The following is a 23,349-nucleotide window of genomic DNA, read 5'->3' on the forward strand; positions in this document are numbered from 1 at the left end:
AAAAATGAAAAAAATTGTAGCAATTTTTTTAGTCTTTTTAGGAAGTCTTTGGGCAGAAGATCCAGTGATTGATGTTGTTAATTCTGGTGTAGTTTTACCAAAGATTATCGTTAAAGATAATTCAAATTTAAGTGATGAGAATTTAAAGAAAAGCTTTTATAATATCATTGTGAACGATTTGAAAGTAAGTTCAAACTTTGAAGTTGTTGCTAATGCAACTGAGACAAGTAATTATACTTTTGAATACGCTTTAAATAAAAATGGTAACACTTTGAGTTTAAATGTAAAAATAAAAGCTGGCGGTTCTGATAAGTCAGAGCAAACTTATACTTTAAATGGTTTAGAGCAATATCCATTTTTGGCACATAAAAGCGTCAAAGCTTCTGTAAATGCATTAGGACTTGCACCTGTTGATTGGATGGATCATAAAATTTTGATCGCGAGAAATTCTAGCTCTAAAAAAAGTCAAATTATTATGGCTGATTATACTTTAACTTATCAAAAAGTTATTGTTGATGGTGGGCTTAATTTATTTCCAAAATGGGGAAATAAAGAACAAACTCTATTTTATTATACAGCTTATGATCATGATAAGCCAACTTTATACCGTTATGATTTAAATACCAATAAAGCTAGTAAAATTTTATCAAGTGGTGGCATGGTTGTAGCAAGTGATGTGAGTGTAGATGGAAGTAAACTACTTGTTACCATGGCTCCAAAAGATCAGCCTGATGTTTATTTATATGACTTAAATACCAAAAATCTAACACAATTAACTAATTATTCTGGTATTGATGTTAATGGAAATTTTATTGGCTCAGATGATAATAAAGTGGTATTTGTAAGCGATCGTTTAGGATATCCTAATATTTTTATGCAAGATTTAAATAGTAATAGTGCTGAACAAGTTGTTTTTCATGGTAGAAACAATTCGGCTGTTTCGACTTATAAAGATTTTTTGGTTTATTCAAGTCGTGAACCAAATCAAGCAGGTGTTTTTAATATTTATTTGATGTCAATTAATAGTGATTATATTCGTCAACTTACAGCAAATGGAAAAAATTTATTTCCAAGATTTTCTAGTGACGGTGGAAGTATAGTATTTATCAAATATTTAGGTGCGCAAAGTGCTTTAGGTGTTATTCGTGTAAATGCAAATAAGACTTTTTATTTTCCTCTTAGGGTTGGAAAAATTCAATCAATTGATTGGTAAAAATTTCAATTTTAGGTTAAAATTAATTAAAAATTAGATATAATAGTAAGAATTTATTAACTTTGAAAGGTCATAAATGAAAAAAATTCTTTTTACTTCAATTGCAGCTCTTGCAGTTGTTATTAGTGGTTGTAGCACAAAAAGCACTAGCGTAAGCGGTGATAGTAGTGTTGATTCAAATCGTGGTTCAGGTGGAAGTGATGGTTGGGATATTGATTCAAAAATTTCTCAACTTAATGATACTTTAAATAAAGTATATTTTGATTTTGATAAATTCAACATTCGTCCTGATATGCAAAATGTTGTAAGCACGAATGCTAATATCTTTAACACTGAAGTAAGCGGTGTAAGTATTACTGTTGAAGGAAACTGCGATGAGTGGGGAACTGATGAATATAACCAAGCTCTAGGTTTAAAAAGAGCAAAAGCTGTAAAAGAAGCTTTAATCGCTAAAGGTGTAAATGCTGATAGAATTGCTGTTAAAAGCTATGGAGAAACAAATCCTGTGTGCACTGAAAAAACTAAAGCTTGCGATGCGCAAAACAGACGTGCTGAATTTAAATTATCAAGATAATTAATGAAAAAAATATTCACAGTAGCTCTTCTTGGAGCTACTTTACTTTATGCAGAAAGCTCAGCTTTTGGTGCAGGAGATATAACAAGCAATTCTTCTTATGGTTTAACTTCAAATGAAAAATTATTTAAAGAAAAGTTAGATAATTTAAATAATGAAAATATACAAACAAATGCTAGAATTAATGAAATTAACGAAAGAATCGAGGGTTTACAAAGCACTTTAGAAGGTATAAATTCTCAATATGCTAAATCAAATTCTAGATTAAGTCAAGTTGAAGAGAATAATCAAAATATTGAAAATAATTTTACTAGTGAAATTCAAAAATTAAAGGCTTATGTTGAAGAAAGTAGAAAAATTCAAGAAGCTAATAATAAGCAAGTAAAAAAAGTTTTAGCCGAACTTAGTTCTTTAGTAGATGCTATTAATGCAAATTATGTTTCTAAAAACGAATTAAATGATGCAAATTTAAGCGTTAAAGCTACTACACCTAGTGTTGTTGTTTCAACTACAGATTCAAACAGTACTATTGAAAACAATAATGCTCAAAATACCCAAGATGATAAAGTAAAACAAATTGATGAATCTTGGAAAAAGAAAAAAAATAATGAAATTTTAGAATTAGCGATAAAAGATGTTGATAAAAATGCTTTTGAAGATTCCAAAGCAAAATTAAATTTTCTCATAACAAAGCAGTATAAACCCGCAAGAGCAAATTTTTGGTTAGGGGAGATCGAGTATAAACAAAAAAATTATAACAATGCTATTGTTTATTATAAAAAAAGTTCTTCTTTGAGTACAAAAGGGGATTATTTCCCAAAACTTTTATATCATACTGCCATTTCATTGGATAAAACAGGTGATACAAAAACAGCAAATGGTTTTTATAAAGCTTTAAAAACTAATTATCCAAATTCACCCGAAGCAAAAGCTTCACCCAATAGAAAATAAATTAAGGAGATAAAATGGCTATAGAAAAAAATAGTGTAGTTTCAATGTTTTATGAGTTAAAAGACGCAAATACAAATGAAGTTTTAGAATCAAATTTATATTCTCAACCTATTTCTTTTATTTTAGGCAAAGGTCAGATTTTAGAAAGCTTAGAAGAAGAAGTGATGAAGCTTGATTGTCCTAGCAATGCTGATGTGGTAATTAAAAAAGAAAAAGGTTTAGGCGAATACGATGAAAATGCCGTTCAAACTTTACCAAAAGAGCAATTTGCAGGTATTGATTTAAAGGTAGGTATGGAGCTTTTTGGCGAAGGTGAAAATGGCGAAACTGTTCGTGTAACTGTAAAAGAAATTAGTGAAAATGATGTGACAATTGATTATAATCACCCTTATGCGGGTCGTGATTTGCTTTTTTCTTTAAATATCGTAGATGCTAGAGCTGCAAGTGAAGATGAAATTCTTACAGGTATTATCGCAGGAAGTCATAGTTGTGGTTGTGGAAGCGGACATGGACACGATCATAATCACGGACACGGTGGCGGCGGTTGCTGTGGTGGCGGCGGTTGCGGTTGTCATTAATGAAGACCGCGTTTATATTTCCAGGTCAAGGCTCACAAAGTCTTGGCATGGGAAAAGATTTTTATGAAAACTCTATAAAAGCCAAAGAACTCCTTCAAAACGCAAGTGATTTTTGTAAGATTGATTTTAAACATTTGCTTTTTGAAGAAAACGAAAAACTCAATCAAAGTGAATTTACTCAACCCGCCATCGTTTTAAATTCCTTAATGGCTTATAGTGTTTTACTTGAAAAAAAACCTGATTTAAGTTCGAAATTTGCTTTAGGGCATTCTTTGGGAGAATTTTCAGCCTTAGCTGTCAATGGTGCTTTTGATTTTTTAGAGGCTCTTTCTTTGGTCAATAAAAGAGGGCTTTTTATGCAAGAAGATTGTGTAAAAGTTGAAGCGGGTATGATGGTTGTTTTAGGGCTTGATGATGAAAAGGTTGAAGAGCTTTGTCAAAAAGCACAAAAAGAAAACAAGCAAATTTTCGCTGCAAATTATAACTGCGATGGACAAATCGTTGTAGCAGGTTTAAAACCTGATTTAGCAAGTTATGAAAGTGTATTTAAAGAAGCAGGAGCTAAAAGAGCTATGCTTTTAAATATGAGCGTGGCAAGTCATTGTCCTCTTTTGGAAAATGCTTCAGCTAAGCTTTGTGTGGAGCTTGAAAAGGTGTTAAAACCAAATTTTAAAGCCGTAATTTCTAATGCAAATGCCAAAATTTATACAAGCAAAGAAGAAGCCCTTGAGCTTTTAAAAGCACAACTTATCTCTCCTGTGCTTTATAAACAAAGCATTAAGGCATGTGAAAATGAAGTAGATTATTTCATAGAATTTGGCGCAAGTGTGCTTAAGGGTTTGAATAAAAAAATCACTTCAAAAGAAACTTATGCTTTAACAAATATGAATGATATTGATGAATTTTTAAAGGTTATATGATGAAAATAGCAATTTTAGGAGCCATGAGTGAAGAAATCACTCCTTTGCTTGAAACACTTAAAGATTATACAAAAATAGAACACGCTAATAATACTTATTATTTTGCAAAGTATAAAAATCATGAACTTGTTTTAGCGTATTCTAAAATCGGCAAGGTAAATTCTACTCTTAGTGCTAGTGTGATGATAGAAAAATTTGGCGCACAAGCTTTGCTTTTTACAGGAGTTGCAGGTGCTTTTAATCCTGAACTTGAAATTGGTGATTTGCTTTACGCAACAAAATTAGCTCAATACGATCTTGATATTACCGCTTTTGGGCATCCTTTGGGTTTTGTTCCAGGTAATGAAATTTTTATCAAAACCGATGAGAAATTAAACAATCTTGCTTTAGAAGTTGCTAAGGAATTAAATATCAAACTTCGTGCAGGTATTATTGCAACGGGTGATGAGTTTATTTGCGATGAAGCAAAAAAAGCAAAAATTAGAGAAATTTTCAATGCGGATGCTTGTGAAATGGAAGGCGCAAGTGTGGCTTTGGTTTGTGATGCTTTAAAGGTGCCTTGTTTTATCTTAAGAGCTATGAGTGATAAAGCAGGGGAAAAGGCTGAATTTGATTTTGATGAATTTGTGATCAATTCAGCTAAAATTTCAGCCAATTTTGTGCTTAAAATGTGCGAGAAATTATGATAAATCTTAGCAAAAAACTCATACGCCAAGTTGCACAAGCTAATGCTAAATTTGGACTTATTAAAGATGGAGATAGGGTTCTTTTAGGGCTTAGTGGCGGGAAAGATTCTTTGGCTTTAGCCCATCTTTTAAATCGTATGCAAGCTCATGCTCCTTTTAAATTTGAACTTGAAGCGGTAACTTTGAGTTATGGCATGGGCGAGGATTATTCTCATCTTCATGCACATTGTGAAGAACACGGCATTAAACATAGCGTGCTTGATTCAAATATTTATGAAGTTTCAGGTGATACCATAAGAGAAAATTCAAGTTTTTGTAGTTATTTTTCGAGAATGCGTCGTGGAGCTTTATATACTTACGCTCTTGAAAAAGGTTTTAACAAGCTTGCTATAGCCCATCATTTAGATGATGCAGCAGAAAGCTTTTTTATGAATTTTATTCATAATGGAGCTTTAAGAACCTTAGCGCCTATTTATCAAAGCAAACGCGGTGTAATTGTGATACGCCCTTTGATTTTTGTGCGAGAAAGACAGCTTAGGGATAATGCTACGCAAAATGAACTTAGCGTGATAGGGAATGAATTTTGTCCTGGTATGAAACTCAGCGAAAAAAATGTAAAATTCCCCCACGCTAGAGAAGAAGCTAAACAGCTTTTAGCAAATTTAGAAAAAGATCATCCTAAGCTTTTTACAAGTTTAAAAACCGCTTTTGCCAATTTACACACGGAGAGTTTTTGGCTTCAAAAGGCATAAAAGCATGAAAAAAGCTTTTGTTTTAGTGGATTATCAAAATGATTTTATTGATGGAAGTTTAGGTTTTGATAAGGCTTTAAAAATCAAAGAAAATATTCTTAAAGCCTTAAATCAAATCGATTTTAATAACACGCATTTGCTTTTAACCTATGATACGCATGATGAGCATTATCTACAAAGTAAAGAAGGTTTAAATTTACCTGTAAAACATTGTATTAAAGAGAGTTTGGGTTGGCAAATGCCAAAGGAATTTGAACCTTTTTTACAAAAAGCTCATAAAATTTTTTATAAAAATACTTTTGGTAGCTTAGAACTAGCTAATTTCATACAAAAAAGCGATTATGAAGAACTTCATTTTGCAGGGCTTGTTTCTCATATTTGTGTGTTTTGTAATATCATTTTAGCTTTTGGTGCTAAGCCTAATGCAAGGATAATTTTACACCAAAATTTAAGTGCAAGTTTTGATGAAAATTTAGAAAAATCCGCTTTTGATATACTTAGAGCTTATGGTATTGAAATTGTTTAATGCAAGGCTTTATACTTCATACTCAAAAAGTTAAAGACGAGGATTTGATCGTTTATATTTTAAGTCCTAAAATGCTTATTAAGGCTTATCGTTTTTATGGACTTAGACATTCTAGTATTTTAAGCGGCTATAAAATCGACTTTGCTTTAGAAGAAAATCCTAGTTTTTTACCAAGACTTAAAGATGTATTGCATTTGGGATTTTTATGGATTATGCAAAGGGATAAAATGCTTATTTGGCAAGAATTTATCCGTCTTTTATATAGACACTTAAAAGATGTGGAAGAGCTTGATAGTTTTTATTTTGATTTACTTGATGAGTGTGTGAAAAGGTTTGAAAAACAAAATCCAAAGCGTGTTATTGTTGATGCTTATTTAAAAATTTTGGAATTTGAAGGAAGATTGCATAAAGATTTTTTTTGTTTCGCCTGTGATGAGAAAATTCAAAATTCCATTACATTACTAAGGGCTTTTTTACCTTCGCATTCTCAATGTGCTTTAGGATTTGAGTTTGAAGAGAAAAAACTAAAACAATTTTATAGCAGTAAAAATTGTGCGATTTTTGATGATGAAGAAATAGAAAATTTATATCATTTGATTAAGGAAGGTTTATGATATTAAGTGATGAAAAATGTGATTTTTTAGAATCTATAGCAAGTTTTTTAAGCCCTAAAGATGTGGAGCTTGTCTTTGTGGATAGTAAAGAAATGCAAGAAATTAACTTAGAGCAAAGAAAACAAGATAAAACCACTGATGTACTTTCTTTTCCGCTTGAAAATATCGATGAAAGTTTGCCTTTGGGTTCTGTTGTGATCAATGTGGATTTGGCAAAAGAGAAGGCTAAAGAGTTAGGGCATAGCTATGAAGAAGAAATAAGCTTGCTTTTTATCCACGCTATGCTTCATTTGTTAGGTTTTGATCATGAAAATGATAATGGAGAAATGAGAGAAAAAGAGAAAGAACTTATAGAGCATTTTAATTTGCCTAAAAGTTTGATTATAAGGACTTTAAAAGATTAAGTAAGAATTTTTTCTTCGAGTGTTAGAAGGTTTTATATTATATATTTTAAATTATGAGTAGATATTTTAAGAAAAAATCATTTTTGCTGATTTATCTTAATAAATTTCATTTACAAGGAAGGCAAAAATGATTAATGGTATAAATTCTTATTCAAACTACAATTACACAAATACTTTTAGTAATACTACTTCAAATACAAAATCATCTAATGCCATAGCAAATAATAACCTTGTAAGTGATAAATCACAAGCGGTAGATAAAATTTTAGGCTATGGCGTAGATAAAGAGGGCTTTTTTACAAGTGATTTCAACGAAGCAGCAGGCTTGCCAAAAGATTATAAGATTTATGCAGATGGTTTAAATAATTTTGTAAATAACTTTATTAAAAGACAACCTTTTTACTCTCAAATAGACATTGCTAAAACAATAGGAAATGCTTATAACTCTTTTTCTTCTTTTGTTAAAGATAAGGGATTAGGAGAAAGCTTTCAAGAACAGGATTTAAAAAATCTATCCCAAAAAGATGGGGTAAATTATTGGCAAGAATTACAAAGCGATAATGCTTTCATTTGGAAGCTTACTGATGAAAATATAGCAGATTTGGGTTCTAATAAATATCAAATACATGATAACAAAATATCTAAAGGTGGTGCTTTAATTGCGTTTTTTATAAATAATCTTAGCACAATTAAAGGACAAACAACCTTACTGGGTAAATTAGCTGGACTTAATAGCGATACGGACAACAATGAAATAAAAGAATTTTTGTCCTTTATGAATAAAAATCCTTTAAAATATTCCTACGAGCAAGATGGCTGGGGCAATCCTATGGGAGATAGTTTATCAATATGGAATTATATAAATAGAGCTAAAAATTTAGGAGATGATAAACTAATAAAAACTATTGAGAATTTAGGAGATGAATACAATAAGCTTATTAATTCTAATATGAGCCTAGAAGAATTTAAAACCAAATATCTTGATTTTAAACAAAAACACGATGAGTTTGTAAAATCACTAGAAGAAGCAGAAAAGGCAAAAGGTGTAGATTATAGTAATCCTTTAAAAAATACAAATAACAAAGAAACTTCAGAAGAAGGCAAAGAAAAGCCTTTTAAACCTATACAAGCAGAAAGTAAAAACAAAGAAACTTACAAAGATGATAATATAAGAAACCAACTTGTAAAAAAACTATTAGAAGGTAAATTTAGCACTAGTAAAGAATTAGAAATTCTTTTTGGTGTGAAATTTAGTGATGATGATGCAGGAGAATTTAATAAAATTCTTTCTTTAAATTCTGCACCAAAAAGTATAGATATTAAGGCTTAAGGTTTTTTAAATTATAAAAATCGATCAAGTTAAACTAAAAAATTCTTCTATTTTTTTTCGCATTTCTTCGACATTGTCGATACGATTAACGCTATCTCTAAAGGCTGAAGCGTCTTTATAGCCTTTAGAATACTCGTGTAAATGTTTGCGAAATATACTTACGCCTTGATCTTTGTAGTGTTTTATCATTTCATCAAAATGAGTGAGTATGATTTCTTTTTTGAGTTTTTCATCTACGCTTTTACCGCTTTTGATTTCATAAAATATCCAAGGATTTCCCACGCTTGCACGCCCTATCATGAGTCCATCGCATTTTGTGATTTCATAAACTTCTTTAGCGTTTTGTGCGTTAATATCACCATTTGCAATCACAGGAATTTTCACGCTCGCTTTAGCACTGGCAATGGATTCATAATCGGCTTTTCCGCTATAAAGCTGTTTTCTTGTGCGTCCGTGGATGCTTACAAAATCCACCCCCAAGCTTTCACAAATTTTAGCCATTTTTTCAGGATATTTTTCATTAAATCCTAGTCGAAATTTCACACTTGTAAGGCTTTTTTTATTGTTTTCTTTAATTACTCCTACAAGATTTTTAAAAAGCTCTAATTTTTCTAGCAAAGCACTACCAGCGCATTGTTTAACAACTTTATTTACAGGGCAACCGCAATTAAAATCAATCCCATCTACAAAATCCATTTCATTTAGCATTTGCACTGCTTTTTTTAGCACTTCTTTATCTCCACCTGCAATTTGGACTATATAAGGATTTTCTAATTCAGCTCTTTCTAGCATATGTAGAGTTTTAGAACTTTCATAAACTAAGGCATTAGAACTTATCATTTCGCTTATGGTGATATCAGCACCAAATTTTTTTACTACATTACGAAAAGGCAGATCTGAAAAACCTGCCATAGGAGCTAAAAATAAAGGTTTTTTGCTAAAATCTATCATTGTATGAGTTGGTTTAGATTGATTTTGATATTTTTTTCACGCAAGGCTAAAAAGGCCTTAAAATCATTAAATTTCTTATCATCATTGTGAATTTGCTCTCTTAACTCATCTAAAAGTCCAAATTCAGCTAAAAGATATAAATGTGCTCTTAAAGCTTCGCTTTTTTCATTTTTAATTTTGTTAAAAATTCCTAAAATAGCATCAGGATTTAAAAGTTTAGTACTTAGTTTTGCTGCGTTAAGATAGTCTTTTTCGCTTAGTATATTGTGTGAAAGTAAAACTTCGTATTCTGCTGCACTAAGTTCTAAATTTCCTTCTTTAAAACGCTTGATAAGTGTGAGAACTTCAGAAGGCTTTTTAGGGATTTTTACATTTTTAATTTGTTCATAACTAGCTTTTTCTATAAGAGTATTAAAAGCAATTTCTTCAAATTCATCTTTGATTTCATTAAGGTTTTTAAGTTTGCTATAGGCATAATTTGCATCGTTTTTGAGATGATTTTTTTCATTTTGCAAATATAAAACATTGTTATTTTCGAGTTTAAATTTACTAAGGTTAAAAAATTCGTTTTTATTTAAACCATCAATAAGATCTAAAATTTCATTGATTTTATTTGAGTGTGGAATTTTTTCATGTGTTTTTAGGGTTTTAAAAAGCTGTGCCACAGCTCTAAATTCTTTTGTTTGAAAAGTGGTTTTAAGATCTTTTTCAAGGAGCAAATCTTGAGTATAAGCTTCAAATTTAGTTGCATCTTTAAAAAAATGCTTAAATTTTAAATAACGCAAAAATCCATAAAATGCTATGTGCAAAACGGCTAAAATCATATAAACAAATAAAGGAATAACAAGCCATATCATAATAGGTAGTTCAAAGGTATAAGTACTGATATTTAGAGTATAGCTTCCTAGTTCTAGATGCCAAGCAAAGGCAAAAATAAGTGCTATATAAATAAAACTTGCAAGTAAAAAGAGTTTAATTTTCATGTTTTTTTTCCTTGTTCTGCAATTTGACGGCAAGTGATACAATATCTTGCGTGAGGTTTGACTTTTAGTCTTTGAGAGTCGATTTCATCATCGCAAGATTCGCAAATTCCATAAGTGCCGTTTTTGATTTTATCTAAAGAATTTTCGATTTCTATAAGTTCTTCTTTGAGATTGGTGCTGATAGTAAAGTCAATTTGAGAGCCTGTTTCTATGATAGAAAAATCTACACTATCGCTTGGGACGCTATTGTGAAGAGCTTCGATTTCATTTGAATTGCTTTGCAAATTTTCTAAGATGGTTTTTTTTCTTTCTTCTAAAATATTTTTGAAATTTTGTATTTCATTTTTTTTCATTTTAAAACTTTCTATTTGTGATAAGGGTGATTGTTGTTGATGCAAAATGCACGATAAATTTGTTCTAAAAGTAAGGTTTTAACAAATTGATGTGCTAAAGTAAGTTTGCTTAATGATAGTCTAAAATCCAAACTTTGATTAAATTCTTCTCTTAAACCATAAGCACCACCTATAAAAAAACTTAATTCATTTTTATCTTGGATGAGTTTTGCAAATTCTATACTTGTAAGTTCTTTCCCTTTTTCATCAAGAGCGATACAATAGCCTTTTTTATAAGGCATAAAAGCTTCTTCATAGCTTTTTTTTGCTTCTATGGCATTTAAATTTTGAGCTAAGGCTATTTTTTTATTAAAAACATTTATTTCTTTTAAAGTGGCGTATTTAGAAATAAGTTTAGAGTATTTCTCACTCCAAGTTTTAAATTCATCACTTTTTTGAATACAAAAGATATTAACTTGCAAATTATTTTCCACTGAAAAATTTTAGCACATCGCTAAGATATTGTTTTTGTTCTCCTCTTTCAACTATGGCATCTATAAGTCCATGTTCTAACAAGAACTCTGCTTTTTGAAAGCCTTCAGGTAAATCTGCTCCTATAGTTTGTTTAATAACTCTTGCACCAGCAAAACCGACTAAAGCTTCAGGTTCAGCGATGATTAAATCTCCAAGCCAAGCAAAAGAAGCACTTACTCCGCCCATAGTAGGATCAGTCAAAATGCTAATATAAGGAAGTTTTTCTTTGCTAAGAAGTTTAAGTGCGGCGCTAGTTTTGCTCATTTGCATCAAAGAATAAGTACTTTCTTGCATTCTAGCTCCACCGCTTGCACTTACGATGACAAGAGGGGTTTTGCTTGTGATGGCTCTTTGTACAGCTCTAACGATTTTTTCTCCTTCAACAGAACCTAAAGATCCACCCATAAAAGAAAAATCAAATACAACAAGTTGGGTTTTTAAACCATTGATTTCACATTCTCCACTAATAACAGAACTTTTTCTACCTGTTTTACTTTCACCTTCGCTAAGGCGTTTTTTATAGGATTTGCTATCAACAAATTTTAAAGGATCTATAGCCTCTAAATTTGCATCATACTCAATAAAACTGCCTTCATCGCTTAAAAGTTTAATACGTTCATCAGCTGAAATTCTCATGTGATAATTACATTTAGGGCAAACATTAAAACAAGATTCTATTTCTTTATAATACATCAAAGCATGACAACTTTGGCATTTTATCCAGTGATTTGGAGCTTCTTTAACACTAGGTTGTTGTCTTCTTATTTTTGAAAAAATATCTGCAAAATTCATATATTCACCTAATTATTTTTTAAAAATTCTAAGATTATATCAAAAATTTTCTTGTCTTGGCTTAGGAGAAGGAAATTTTCATTTTTTTCTATATATAAATTTTGATGAATTGTTAAAGCAGCTACTGTATCAAAAATTCGTGTTTTTCCAAGAATTAATACAAAACTAAAATACGAAGCATAAGCGAGACTTAAGGCTGTTGCGCCCAAAGAGCGAAATTTTAATTGATTTTTTGTTAAAAAATCGAGAAGTTCTGGATAAAGTGAAATTTTTTCAACTATACCTATTTTAGAAAATAGATTAGGTGTTAAGGGTGAGTATTTTGGATCGGAAAGATTAGATTTAAAAGCTTGATTGTTATTAAAAGCAAAAATTTCTTGACTGACAAGATTGCAAACAAAAGCGCTTTTTGCCTGATCTTTTTCTATGAGAGCTATAGAAGTTCCATAAAATGGTATTTTAGAAACAAAATTTGAACTTCCATCCAAAGGATCAAGAATCATTTGTTTTGGGTTATCTTTCCCGATCAAGCCACTTTCTTCAGAAAAAATTTGCCCAAAACAACTAAGATATTTTATGAAAATTTGTTCACATTTTAAGTCAAGCTCATAGCCTTGATTTTCATCATAGCCTAATTTAGAGCAAAGTTTAAGATCATTTTGTGGGATATTGTTTAGATACTTGCGTATTTGCAAATTTGCATTCAAGCAAGCATCTAAAAATTCTTTCATTAAAAGCGTGTTCCAAGATTAAATTCAAAACTGTTAGTATCATCACCTTTTTTATCATTAAGAGGTTTGGCAAATACAAGTTGTAAAGGTCCAATTGGTGTAATCCATTCAATGCCTATACCTGTACTCATTCTTTTTATTTCATCTAAATTTTTGCGTCCTATCATACCATAATCAAAAAACACGCTACCACGAAGTTTAATTCTATCAATCAAAGGAAAACTAAGTTCTACGGAATTGGCAAAAGCTATGGTTCCTCCCACTTCATCTCCCCATTGGTTTTTAGGACTTACCGTTCTGCTTTCAAAACCGCGTATCGATCTAATACCACCTAAATAAATTCTTTGGTTAATTGGTAAATAACCTTCATTCCATACTTTATAAAAGCTTGCTTTGTAGCGATAAATAAGATCATATCCTATATAGTCTTGCAAACCTTGATAAAAGTTAAATTTAGAGCTTGATGAAATAAATTCTTGATCTCCGCCAAGTCCAGCGTATTCTAAACTAGTTGAAGCAATGATACCTGATCGTGGCAGATAATAATCATCTGTATTGTTAAAGGTGATTGCTGGAGTTATAGAGCTTTTAATACTTTTGCCAAGTTCATATCCTGTTCTTAAAAGAGTTGGACTTAAGTGATAAATATCGCTTTGTTCAAGATTATAAGTTAAGCTTACATTATAGTATCTTGCAAATTGGCGTCCAACTGTTATATCAAAGCCGTAATTTTTTTCTGAATAATTATCCCATTCATAGTCATTTGAATAAAGTGTTCCACCTAGGCTATATTGACTATCAAGAACGCGTGGATTTATGAGACTAATCCTTCCTGATAAGGTATCATCGCTTTTATCTACGCTTACAGAGCTTTTTATCCCTGAACCAAAAATATTTGTATCTGATAAAGAAGCATTAAGTAAAATACCATCGCTTGATCCATAGCCAATGCCTCCAGAAATAGCTCCTGTAGAAGCTTCTTTAACATCAACAATCAAATCAATATGTGTATCGTCAACTTTTTCTTCTTTGATATTCACATCGTCAAAATAAGAAGTTCTTTTTAAAGCATTTTTTGACTCGCTTAAGTCTGTTCTATTGTATAAATTACCTTCTGTTATATATAATTCTCGGCGTATGACGCGATCTACAGTGCGTGAATTTCCTGAAATAATAACATTTCTTATATAAACTTTATCGTGAGGGATTACTTTAAATACAACAGTAGCTTCTTGAGTTTGATCATTTTTTTGAATATCAGGATAGACTTCTACAAACGCATAACCTAAATCAGCACTTTGTGTTTCTATGGTTTTAACATCTTTTCTAATGTCTTCAATATTGATAGTTTTGCCAGCGCTTGATCTTAAATCTTTTACGGTTTGTGCATTTTGTTTATCATCAAATAAAGGATTTTCTATGTTTATACTTTTAATTTTATAAGGCTTTCCTTCTTTGATAAAATAAGTCAAATTTGCTTGATAAGTATCTGTGTAGGTTTTAAGATAAGGAGGAGATACTTGAACATCTAAATATCCTTTTTTCATGTACTCATCAGCAATTCTTGAACTATCATTGCTAAGCTCAAAAACTTTTAATTTTCCATCATTGCGTCCCCACATCCAACCCATAAATTCTTTTTCTTTATTGACAATTGAAGGTTCTATATCAGAATATGAAAATTTCTTGGCTCCACTTAAATGAACATTATCAATAATGATATTTTCACCACGATTTACTATAAATTCAAGCTCTAATCCATCGGTATTTTCTAAAGTCTTTTTTTTGTATTCTACAATAGTATCAAAATAACTTTTTGCTTCATAATAAGCTTTAATGCGTTCAATAGCTTCTTTTATACTTCCTTCATCAAGTAGCGTACCTCTTTTAATCCCTAAAATACTTTCAACTTGTTTTCTATCATTTGAAGCTATACCTGTTATACTAACCTTTGCTATAGTTGGTTTTTCAGTAACTATAATTTCCAAAATTCCATTGTTGTTTTCAACTGAAATATTTTCGAAATAATTTTGTTTATAAAGATTAAGAATAGCAGTGTTGATTTTTGCAGGATCTATTTCTTCTCCTATTTTAAGCCCTGTAATATTTATGGCACTTGTATTTGATAAGTGGTTTAATCCGATAAATTTAATATCCTTAATGGTTGCTGCATTGGCTATAGCAACTAAAGCACAAATACTAATAAGATGTTTTTTCATTGATTTTTTACCTAAAGCTTTATTAAAAGCTGTATAATAGCAAAAAAAATTTAACAAAAAAACTAAGGTAGAAAGTATGAAAATAGCAATTATAGGGCTTGGACTTATGGGTGGATCTTTAGGGCTTTGTTTGAAAGAAAATAAGCTTATTTCTTGTGTTTATGGTATGGATTTAAGTAAAGAAAATGAAAAAGATGCCCTGCGATTAGGTCTTATTCATGAGCTTATAGAATTTAAAGATTTAGCTTTATGTGATATGATTTTTGTCGCAACTCCTGTTAATGCTATTATAGAAATTTTGCAAAAGTTAGTTGATTTGCCTTCTAATGTAACAATTATAGAGCTTGGAAGTACAAAAAGAAAAATTATAGAAAGTTTGCCTAAGAATTTAATCAAACAAACTCTTTTTGCTCATCCTATGACAGGAACTGAAAATTCAGGTCCAAAAGCGGCTTTTAAAGAGCTTTATAAAGATGCAGTTTGTGTTCTTTGTGATAGTGAAATAGCTGATGACTTGCATCAAAAAAGAGCAGTAGAAATTTTTTCTCATTTAGGGATGAAAATTGTTTTTATGGATAGTAAAGCCCATGATCATCATGCTGCTATTATTTCTCATTTGCCTCATGTTATAAGTTTTTCTTTGGCAAATTTTGTAATGAAAGAAGAGGATAAAAGAAATATTGTTCATTTAGCTGGAGGATCTTTTAAAGGTATGAGCAGAATTGCCAAATCATCGCCACAAATGTGGGAAAGTATTTTTTTACAAAATAAAGATAACTTATTAAGTTCTATTGATTTTTTTCAACAAGAATTAGAGAGATGTAAACAAATGATACAATTAGACAAAAATGATGAATTAAGAGAATGGATGAAACAGGCTAATACTCTAAGAGAAATTTTATAAATTTGCTAGATATTTACTGAAAATATAATAGAATTTATACTAAAAACAACAAAAACATTGAAAATTTTTAAGGAAGGTTATGGCAAAAAGAAAAGGCAAAACTTATTTATCTGTTTTAATTTTAGTTTTAATAGCAATTTTGATTTTTTTTATTTCAAGATTAAGTATTTTTGAAAAAAATCCTCCTCAAATTTTAATGCCAGATGTTGTATATACTGATCTTAAAAAACCTATTTTAGTGCATGTTAAAGATGATGAAAGTTCTATCAAAAATGTACAAATTATATTGCATAAAGACGACAATACTAGTGCAATGGTTATAGCAGATGAAAAGATTTCTAATTTAAAAGATATTACCTTACAAGTTGCTTTGCCAAAATTTGGTTACAAAGAAAATGTAAAATCTTTTGTTTTGGAGGTGATAGCTAAAGATTCTAGTTTTTGGAATTTTTTTAGTGGCAATGAAGCAAGAAAACAAATTGCGGTATTAGTAGATAATACGGCTCCAAAAATCAATATCATAAGCAATTCTTACCAAATCGAGCAAGGCGGTGCTGGGGCAGTTGTTTTTAAGGCCGATGATGCTAATTTAGATAAGGTGTATATAGAAACAAATAAAGGTAAAATCTTTAAAGTTACACCTTATGTAAAAGAAGGGTATTATGCGGCTTTGATTGCTTGGGATGCAAGGGATGAGGAATTTCGCGCATTTGTTATCGCTACGGATAAAGCGGGAAATATTTCAAAAGAACGTATAAGGTATTATTTTGTTAATCGTAAATATCGTGTTTCAAATATCAATCTAACGGATAAATTTTTAGATGGAAAGATTGAGAATTTAGCCAATCAATACGCTCCAAAAGATAATAATCTCAATCGTTATGAAAAATTTAAGTTTGTCAATGAAACTTTAAGAAATAGTAATGAAGAACTTATCCATGAAATCACTTCAAAAGTACCTGAGGAAAAAATTGATAATTTTGATTTGAGTTTATTTTTACCTCTTAAAAATGGTATGAAAGTAGCGGATTTTGCTGATCATAGGTATTATTCTTATAATGGGCAATTTGTGAGTGATTCTTATCATATGGGGCTTGATCTAGCAAGCGTAGCACAAGCTCCTATCATAAGTAATAACGCAGGCAAGGTTGTTTTTGCTGCTGAAAATGGAATTTATGGTTTAAATTTAATTGTTTATCATGGTTTTGGAGTATATAGTCTTTATGGGCACTGTTCTTCTAAAAATGTTGATTTAGATGAAATGATTAATAAACAAAGCATTATAGGCAAAACAGGAACAAGTGGGTTAGCCTTAGGCGATCATTTGCATTTTGGAGTTTTGGTTCAAGGAGTTGAAACGCGTCCTGAACAATGGCAAGATAAAAAATGGATAGAAAATAATATTTACAATGTTTTAAATGATGGTAAAAAGATAATTTTAGGAAAAAATTAATGAAACAATTAACTTTAGCAAAAACTGTCAAAGGCGTAGGTATAGGACTTCATAAGGGCGAACCTATAGAAATTATTTTAGAGCCTTTAGAAGCAAATAGTGGTATAGTATTTTTTAGAAGTGATCTTAATGCAAGTTATAAGGCAAGTCCTGAAAATGTGATCAATACTCAAATGGCAACTGTTTTAGGAGATGATCGTGGATTTATTTCTACAATAGAGCATTTAATGAGTGCGATTAATGCTTATGGAATCGATAATGTACGCATAGTTTTAAATGCAAATGAAGCTCCTGTTATGGATGGATCAAGTATTAGTTTTTGTATGATGCTTGATGAAGCAGGGGCAAAAGAACTTGATGCGCCTAAAAAAATTATGGTAATTAAAAAGCCTATAGAAGTAAGAGATGGTAATAAATTTGTGCGTTTAACTCCTACTAAAGAACCCCGTATTAACTATACGATTAAATTTGACAATGCTGTTATAGGTGAACAAAGTTACAATTTTGAATTCAGCAAAAAAAATTATATAGAAAACATAGCAAGAGCTAGAACTTTTGGTTTTTTAAAAGATGTTCAAGCCCTTAGGAGTATGAATTTAGCACTAGGTGGAAGTTTAGAAAATACTATAGTGGTAGATGAAAATCGTATTTTAAATCCTGAGGGTTTGCGTTTCAAAGATGAGTTTGTAAGACATAAAATTTTAGATGCAATTGGAGATTTAACCTTACTTGGATATCGTGTTTTTGGAGATTATACTTCATATGCTGGGAGTCATCATTTAAATCATTTGCTCACTAAAGAAGTTTTAAAAGATAAAGATGCTTATGAAATTGTAAGCCTTGAAAAAACAACCCAAAAAGCTTATGAAAAGGTATTTGCATAAAAACCTCTCTTTTGCTTAATGCTTTATCTAAGCCTTTGATGATCGGAATTTATCAAGATGATAAACTTATAAAAACTTATAAAAGTGAAGAAAAAGCAAGCGAATTTTTACCAAAAATTTTAGATGAATTGCTTAAAGAATATGATTTTACAAGTTTAATCTATGCTAATGGTCCAGGTTCTTATATGGGGATTAAAATTTCTTATGTAAGTTTGAGTACTTTAAGTATAGTAAAAAATATTCCTTTATTTGCGGTGAGTGCTTTTGAATTAAATGGCTATAAACCCATAAGTGCAAATAAAAATTTTTGTTTTGTATATAAAGAAGGTGAAATTTGTTTAGAGCAAAATATCCCAGCAGAGTTTTTTTTACCAAAAAATTTACAAGAGCTTAAACTAAATAATGATAATCTTCCCTTTTATTTTTTAGATGCAATTTAGGATGAAATTTGAAAATTTTAGTTCCCGCTACGAGTGCGAATTTAGGGCCAGGTTTTGATTGTTTAGGACTTAGTTTAAAGCTTTTTAATGAAACTCAAATCCAAAAATCAGGTGTTTTTAGCATTAGTATTGGAGGTGAGGGCAGTGATAATATTTTTCTTAAAAAAAACAATATATTTGTAAATATTTTTTATGAAATTTATGAAAAACTAAGCGGAAAAAAAGATAATTTTCGTTTTATTTTTCAAAATAACATTCCTCTTTCAAGAGGGTTAGGAAGCTCTTCAGCTGTGATTGTTGGAGCTATTGCCAGTGCTTATTATATGAGTGGATTTAAGGTAGAAAAAGAACGTATTTTAGATGAAGCTTTAATTTACGAAAACCATCCAGATAATATCGCTCCAGCTACTCTTGGTGGTTTTGTGTGTTCTTTGGTTGAAAAAAATAAAGTTTATAGTATCAAAAAAGAGATTGATAAAGATTTAGCTGCTGTGGTTGTGATCCCAAATTTGGCAATGAGCACAGAACAATCACGCCAAGCTTTGGCCAAAAATTTAAGTTTTAATGATGCGGTTTTCAACCTTTCCCATGCTTCATTTTTAACCGCTTGTTTTTTGGAGAAAAAATATGAATTTTTAAAATTTGCAAGTCAAGATAAACTCCATGAAATCAATCGTATGAAAAACTTACCCGAGCTTTTTGAAGTGCAAAAATTTGCCTTAGAAAATAAAGCTTTAATGAGCACACTTTCAGGTTCGGGATCGAGCTTTTTTTCTTTAGCTTTTAAAGATGATGCTTTAGCTTTGGCAAAGAAAATGCAAACAAAATTTAAAGATTTTCGTGTGCAATATTTAGAATTTGATGATAATGGCTTTGAAATTTGCTAAAAAATATAAAAAAAAGATATAATTTTGAAAAAACATATACCAATTAGAATGTGCATAGTGTGTAAAAACCGCTTTGAGCAAAATATGTTATTTAGATTTAAAGTTGTTTTAGGAGATATTGTGCCTAAAGCAGAACATGGAAGAAGCGGATATTTATGTCAAAATTGTATTGAGAAAGAAGATAAAATCTTACAAAAAGCATTTTCTAAAATATGTAAAAATTTAAATACTAAAATTACTCAGCAAGGACTTAAGGAGATATTTTTAAATGGCAAAGATTAGAATTCATGAAATCGCAAAAGAATTAGGTTATGATAGTAAGGAAATTATTGAAAAGGCAAATGAATTAGGACTTGGAATTAAAACAGCATCAAATGCTGTAGAACCTGAGATCGCGGCAGCTATTTATGAGTATATACAAACAAGAGAAATTCCAGAAGCTTTTAAGAAAAATATCAAAACTCCTACGGCAAAAAAGCCTAAAAAAGAAAATATAAAAGAACAAGAAAAGCTAAATGAATCTGAAAAAAAAGAACCTAAAAAAGAAGAAAAGCTTAAACAAGAAGTTAAAAAAGAAGAATTAAAAGTTGAAAAAGAAAATGCAAAAGAACAAGAAAAACAAGAAATTATTGATGCTCATAAGCCACAAAGCCTTGCTAGTGCAACTTTAGCCAAAAGACGCGGACTTGTCATTGTTAAAAAGAAAAAAGACGAAGAAGAAATTCAAGTTAAAAAAGAAGAAGTAAAAAATTCAAATGATATATCTATCAATAACGAAGAGCGCTTAAGTTTAAAAACTATGTTTTCAAATGCTGATGAGAGTTTAAAGAAAAAGAAAAAAGAAAAAAAATCTTTTGTTGCGAGTAAAAAAGAAAGTACCGAAAAAATGAATTTTTTAGATGAACATGATTTTGGTGATATTTCTTTAGAAGATGAAGATGAGGTAGTGTTACCTGATTTTAGTGTAAAAGAACAAGAAAAACCACAAAATATTAATAAAAAACAACCTAATTTTATAAGACAAGCTGTTGGAAATTCTGCGGGTTTTGGGCTTGAAGGTGGAATTCAAAGAAGAAGTCGTAAAAAACCACCTAAAAAGATTGAAAAAAAGGAAGTAGAAGAAGTAAGTAGTGTTTCTATTTCTAAAGAAATTCGTGTGTATGAATTCGCTGATAAGATAGGAAAAAGCACTAGTGAAGTGATTTCAAAACTTTTCATGCTTGGAATGATGACAACAAAAAATGATTTCTTAGATGAAGATGCGATTGAAATTTTGGCTGCTGAATTTGGTATAGAGATCAATATCATTAACGAGGCTGATGAGTTTGATTATGTAAAAGACTATGAAGAAGAGACTGATGAAAAAGATTTAGTGACTAGAGCACCTGTGATTACCATCATGGGGCATGTTGATCATGGTAAAACTTCTTTGCTAGATTATATCAGAAAATCACGCGTTGCAAGTGGTGAAGCAGGGGGTATTACTCAGCACGTGGGTGCTTATATGGTAGAAAAAAATGGACGTAAAATTACTTTTATCGATACCCCAGGTCACGAAGCTTTTACTGCTATGCGTGCAAGGGGTGCAAGTATCACTGATATTGTAATCATTGTTGTGGCCGCAGATGATGGGGTAAAACCACAAACCAAAGAAGCGATAAATCATGCCAAGGCAGCAGGTGTGCCTATTATTATTGCTATTAACAAAATGGATAAAGAAGCAGCAAATCCTGATATGGTAAAAACTCAACTCGCAGAAATGGAAATCATGCCAGTAGAATGGGGCGGATCTTATGAATTTGTAGGGGTTTCGGCTAAAACAGGAATGGGGATTGAAGATTTGCTTGAGATCGTGCTTTTACAAGCTGATATTTTAGAACTTAAAGCCAATCCAAAAAGTTTTGCTAAAGCAAGTATTATAGAAAGTTCTGTGCAAAAAGGGCGTGGTGCGGTAGCTACTATCATCGTGCAAAATGGAACACTTACTGTAGGAAGTACTGTGGTTGCAGGTGAGGCTTATGGAAAAGTGCGTGCGATGAGTGATGATCAAGGTAAAGCTTTAAAAGAAATCAAACCAGGCGAATGTGGGGTTATCGTAGGGCTTAGCGAAGTAGCAGATGCAGGTGAAATTTTAATCGCAGTAAAAACCGATAAAGAAGCAAGAGAATACGCTAATAAACGCCACGAATACAATCGCCAAAAAGAACTTAGTAAATCTACTAAAGTTAGCATTGATGAGCTTGGAGCTAAGATCAAAGAAGGTAATCTAAAAGCCTTGCCTGTTATTTTAAAAGCTGATGTACAAGGATCTTTAGAAGCCTTAAAAGCAAGTTTAGAAAAACTTAGAAATGATGAGATTAAAGTGAATATCATTCATAGCGGGGTAGGAGGGATCACACAAAGTGATATAGAGCTTGCAAGTGCGAGTGAAAACTCTATAGTACTAGGTTTTAACATACGCCCAACAGGGGAAGTTAAAGAGCGTGCTAAGGATAAAGGCGTAGAAATTAAAACCTATAATGTGATTTATAATCTTTTAGACGATGTAAAAGCCTTGCTTGGTGGTATGATGAGTCCGATTATTTCTGAAGAGCAATTAGGACAAGCAGAGATTAGACAAGTGATCAATGTGCCAAAAATCGGACAAATTGCAGGTTGTATGGTAACTGAAGGGGTGATTAACCGTGGAGCTAAAATTCGCCTTATCCGTGACGGAGTTGTGGTTTATGAAGGAAATGTAAGCTCGCTTAAACGCTTTAAAGATGATGCTAAAGAAGTGGCAAAAGGCTATGAGTGTGGCGTAGGTATAGAAGGGTGTGATGATATGAGAGTGGGTGATTATATAGAAAGCTATAAAGAAGTAGAGGAACAAGCAAGTCTATGAACCCAAGTGAGATTAAAAAACTACGCACTGAAAGTATCTTAAAAGAGCTGATCCCTGAAGCTTTAGCAAATTTAGATGATGAAAATTTGAAAAATTTGTGTGTAGTGGATGTAGAGTGTAAAAAAGGCAGATATGATGCTTTTGTGTATCTTGATAAGATGTTTTTTAATGTTCATGAGCAAGAAAAAATTTTATCTTCTTTAAAAAAGGCAAGTAGAGCTTTGCAAAATTACTGCATGAGTGAGCAGGGCTGGTATAGGTGTCCGAATTTTCACTTTAAATTTGATGATAGGCTCGAGTATCAAAACCATATGGATGCACTTTTTGAAAAAATAAAAAAGGATAAAAATGAATCTTGAAGCCCTTTGCAAAGAAGCAGGACTTAGTTTTTATGATGATGAGCTAGTAAGTGAAAATGGCAGAAAAATTTATAGAATTTATGTGCAAAAAGAAGGCGGGGTAAATCTTGATGATTGTGCAAGGCTTAGTGAAATTTTATCGCCTATTTTTGATGTAGAACCACCTGTAAATGGAGAGTATTTTTTAGAAGTATCTTCACCAGGACTTGAAAGAAAACTGAGTAAGATAGAACACTTTGCTAAAAGTATAGGTGAACTTGTGAAGATCACAACCAATGAAAAAGAAAAATTTCAAGGCACACTTTTAGAAGTCAAAAATGAACGCATTCTTATAGAAGACTCAGAAGAAAAAATCAGTATAGAAATTGCAGATATTAAAAAAGCTAGAACTTTTGTAGAGTGGTAGGAAATTTAAATATGATTTAAAATAGCATAATTTAAGGATTTG

The 23,349-nt window shown here is 31.0% G+C and carries 26 protein-coding genes and 1 pseudogene; 20 read left to right on the forward strand and 7 right to left on the reverse strand.

Annotation, left to right across the window (positions count from 1 at the left end; all coding sequences use genetic code 11):
* Positions 1-4: 4 nt before the first annotated feature.
* The 11 genes from tolB to AJN70_RS03935 all read left to right on the forward strand — a co-directional run bounded on the left by tolB (position 5) and on the right by AJN70_RS03935 (position 8,548).
* Entirely contained in the window at positions 5-1,213 is a 1,209-nt protein-coding gene (tolB, locus tag AJN70_RS03885) for a Tol-Pal system protein TolB (protein WP_044779377.1), read from the forward strand.
* Positions 1,214-1,289: 76 nt separating this feature from the next.
* Positions 1,290-1,787 carry a peptidoglycan-associated lipoprotein Pal gene (pal, locus tag AJN70_RS03890; protein ID WP_002851617.1) on the forward strand — a complete coding sequence of 166 codons (498 nt, stop codon included), beginning with the start codon at positions 1,290-1,292 and terminating at the stop codon, positions 1,785-1,787.
* A gap of 3 nt (positions 1,788-1,790) precedes the next feature.
* Entirely contained in the window at positions 1,791-2,738 is a 948-nt protein-coding gene (locus AJN70_RS03895) for a tetratricopeptide repeat protein (RefSeq protein WP_070276136.1), read from the forward strand.
* 14 nt (positions 2,739-2,752) lie between these two features.
* A complete protein-coding gene (locus AJN70_RS03900) occupies positions 2,753-3,316 on the forward strand; it encodes a peptidylprolyl isomerase (RefSeq protein ID WP_070233950.1) in 564 nt (187 codons plus the stop codon).
* 47 nt (positions 3,317-3,363) lie between these two features.
* Positions 3,364-4,236: an ACP S-malonyltransferase gene (locus AJN70_RS03905; RefSeq protein WP_230099754.1), complete on the forward strand. Its 873-nt coding sequence runs from the start codon at positions 3,364-3,366 to the stop codon at positions 4,234-4,236.
* Complete coding sequence (gene pfs / locus AJN70_RS03910) at positions 4,233-4,922, forward strand: aminodeoxyfutalosine nucleosidase (protein ID WP_002859787.1); 690 nt, start codon at positions 4,233-4,235, stop codon at positions 4,920-4,922. The genes AJN70_RS03905 and pfs overlap by 4 nt, the downstream gene beginning before the upstream one ends.
* Positions 4,919-5,674 carry a tRNA 2-thiocytidine(32) synthetase TtcA gene (locus AJN70_RS03915; RefSeq protein WP_002860947.1) on the forward strand — a complete coding sequence of 252 codons (756 nt, stop codon included), beginning with the start codon at positions 4,919-4,921 and terminating at the stop codon, positions 5,672-5,674. The genes pfs and AJN70_RS03915 overlap by 4 nt, the downstream gene beginning before the upstream one ends.
* Before the next feature lie 4 nt (positions 5,675-5,678).
* Positions 5,679-6,200, forward strand: coding sequence for an isochorismatase family cysteine hydrolase (locus AJN70_RS03920; protein WP_002785057.1), 522 nt, complete (start codon positions 5,679-5,681; stop codon positions 6,198-6,200).
* Positions 6,200-6,814 (forward strand): recombination protein RecO, encoded by a 615-nt coding sequence (recO, locus tag AJN70_RS03925; RefSeq protein WP_002851895.1) that lies wholly within the window; start codon positions 6,200-6,202, stop codon positions 6,812-6,814. Before AJN70_RS03920 ends, recO begins: the two co-directional genes overlap by 1 nt.
* Positions 6,811-7,218: an rRNA maturation RNase YbeY gene (ybeY, locus tag AJN70_RS03930; protein WP_002871111.1), complete on the forward strand. Its 408-nt coding sequence runs from the start codon at positions 6,811-6,813 to the stop codon at positions 7,216-7,218. The genes recO and ybeY overlap by 4 nt, the downstream gene beginning before the upstream one ends.
* A 127-nt stretch (positions 7,219-7,345) precedes the next feature.
* Complete coding sequence (locus AJN70_RS03935) at positions 7,346-8,548, forward strand: Cj0814 family flagellar-dependent secreted protein (RefSeq protein ID WP_052858931.1); 1,203 nt, start codon at positions 7,346-7,348, stop codon at positions 8,546-8,548.
* Positions 8,549-8,572: 24 nt separating this feature from the next.
* On the opposite strand, the gene AJN70_RS03940 is transcribed toward AJN70_RS03935, so the two are convergent.
* The 7 genes and pseudogenes from AJN70_RS03940 to bamA all read right to left on the reverse strand — a co-directional run bounded on the left by AJN70_RS03940 (position 8,573) and on the right by bamA (position 15,090).
* A complete protein-coding gene (locus tag AJN70_RS03940; protein ID WP_070243412.1) occupies positions 8,573-9,499 on the reverse strand; it encodes a tRNA dihydrouridine synthase in 927 nt (308 codons plus the stop codon).
* The gene (locus tag AJN70_RS03945) at positions 9,496-10,482 is read right to left on the reverse strand and encodes a hypothetical protein (protein WP_002870402.1); all 987 of its coding nucleotides are present in this window, start codon (positions 10,480-10,482) and stop codon (positions 9,496-9,498) included. The genes AJN70_RS03940 and AJN70_RS03945 overlap by 4 nt, the downstream gene beginning before the upstream one ends.
* A pseudogene (dksA, locus tag AJN70_RS03950) lies at positions 10,472-10,835 on the reverse strand (molecular chaperone DnaK suppressor DksA). The gene AJN70_RS03945 and the pseudogene dksA overlap by 11 nt, the downstream one beginning before the upstream one ends.
* 11 nt (positions 10,836-10,846) lie before the next feature.
* On the reverse strand, positions 10,847-11,296 hold the full coding sequence (locus AJN70_RS03955; protein ID WP_002870404.1) for a 23S rRNA (pseudouridine(1915)-N(3))-methyltransferase RlmH: 450 nt from the start codon (positions 11,294-11,296) through the stop codon (positions 10,847-10,849).
* 1 nt (position 11,297) lies between these two features.
* The gene (gene accD, locus AJN70_RS03960; protein ID WP_070276142.1) at positions 11,298-12,140 is read right to left on the reverse strand and encodes an acetyl-CoA carboxylase, carboxyltransferase subunit beta; all 843 of its coding nucleotides are present in this window, start codon (positions 12,138-12,140) and stop codon (positions 11,298-11,300) included.
* Positions 12,141-12,148: 8 nt separating this feature from the next.
* Positions 12,149-12,871 (reverse strand): inositol monophosphatase family protein, encoded by a 723-nt coding sequence (locus tag AJN70_RS03965; protein WP_002860954.1) that lies wholly within the window; start codon positions 12,869-12,871, stop codon positions 12,149-12,151.
* Positions 12,871-15,090 carry an outer membrane protein assembly factor BamA gene (gene bamA / locus AJN70_RS03970; protein ID WP_032603272.1) on the reverse strand — a complete coding sequence of 740 codons (2,220 nt, stop codon included), beginning with the start codon at positions 15,088-15,090 and terminating at the stop codon, positions 12,871-12,873. Before bamA ends, AJN70_RS03965 begins: the two co-directional genes overlap by 1 nt.
* A gap of 76 nt (positions 15,091-15,166) precedes the next feature.
* Here bamA and AJN70_RS03975 point away from each other — a divergent pair, with 76 nt between their 5' ends.
* From AJN70_RS03975 to rimP, 9 genes are all read left to right on the forward strand, one after another.
* Complete coding sequence (locus AJN70_RS03975; protein WP_002860956.1) at positions 15,167-15,994, forward strand: prephenate dehydrogenase; 828 nt, start codon at positions 15,167-15,169, stop codon at positions 15,992-15,994.
* 79 nt (positions 15,995-16,073) lie between these two features.
* Positions 16,074-17,447, forward strand: a complete 1,374-nt coding sequence (locus AJN70_RS03980; RefSeq protein WP_044794428.1) for a M23 family metallopeptidase — start codon at positions 16,074-16,076, stop codon at positions 17,445-17,447.
* Positions 17,447-18,331 carry a UDP-3-O-acyl-N-acetylglucosamine deacetylase gene (gene lpxC / locus AJN70_RS03985; protein ID WP_044779391.1) on the forward strand — a complete coding sequence of 295 codons (885 nt, stop codon included), beginning with the start codon at positions 17,447-17,449 and terminating at the stop codon, positions 18,329-18,331. The genes AJN70_RS03980 and lpxC overlap by 1 nt, the downstream gene beginning before the upstream one ends.
* 38 nt (positions 18,332-18,369) lie before the next feature.
* Entirely contained in the window at positions 18,370-18,771 is a 402-nt protein-coding gene (locus AJN70_RS03990) for a tRNA threonylcarbamoyladenosine biosynthesis protein TsaB (protein WP_002851789.1), read from the forward strand.
* An 8-nt stretch (positions 18,772-18,779) separates the two neighbouring features.
* The gene (gene thrB, locus AJN70_RS03995; protein WP_002857455.1) at positions 18,780-19,658 is read left to right on the forward strand and encodes a homoserine kinase; all 879 of its coding nucleotides are present in this window, start codon (positions 18,780-18,782) and stop codon (positions 19,656-19,658) included.
* A gap of 24 nt (positions 19,659-19,682) precedes the next feature.
* Positions 19,683-19,940, forward strand: coding sequence for a DUF448 domain-containing protein (locus AJN70_RS04000; protein ID WP_002870410.1), 258 nt, complete (start codon positions 19,683-19,685; stop codon positions 19,938-19,940).
* Positions 19,927-22,542, forward strand: a complete 2,616-nt coding sequence (infB, locus tag AJN70_RS04005) for a translation initiation factor IF-2 (protein WP_002870411.1) — start codon at positions 19,927-19,929, stop codon at positions 22,540-22,542. The genes AJN70_RS04000 and infB overlap by 14 nt, the downstream gene beginning before the upstream one ends.
* Positions 22,539-22,901 carry a 30S ribosome-binding factor RbfA gene (gene rbfA / locus AJN70_RS04010; RefSeq protein WP_002778650.1) on the forward strand — a complete coding sequence of 121 codons (363 nt, stop codon included), beginning with the start codon at positions 22,539-22,541 and terminating at the stop codon, positions 22,899-22,901. The genes infB and rbfA overlap by 4 nt, the downstream gene beginning before the upstream one ends.
* Positions 22,891-23,307: a ribosome maturation factor RimP gene (gene rimP, locus AJN70_RS04015; protein WP_070233940.1), complete on the forward strand. Its 417-nt coding sequence runs from the start codon at positions 22,891-22,893 to the stop codon at positions 23,305-23,307. The genes rbfA and rimP overlap by 11 nt, the downstream gene beginning before the upstream one ends.
* Positions 23,308-23,349 lie beyond the last annotated feature (42 nt).

This window comes from Campylobacter sp. BCW_4341 (assembly GCF_001764255.1).
Lineage (GTDB): Bacteria > Campylobacterota > Campylobacteria > Campylobacterales > Campylobacteraceae > Campylobacter_D > Campylobacter_D jejuni.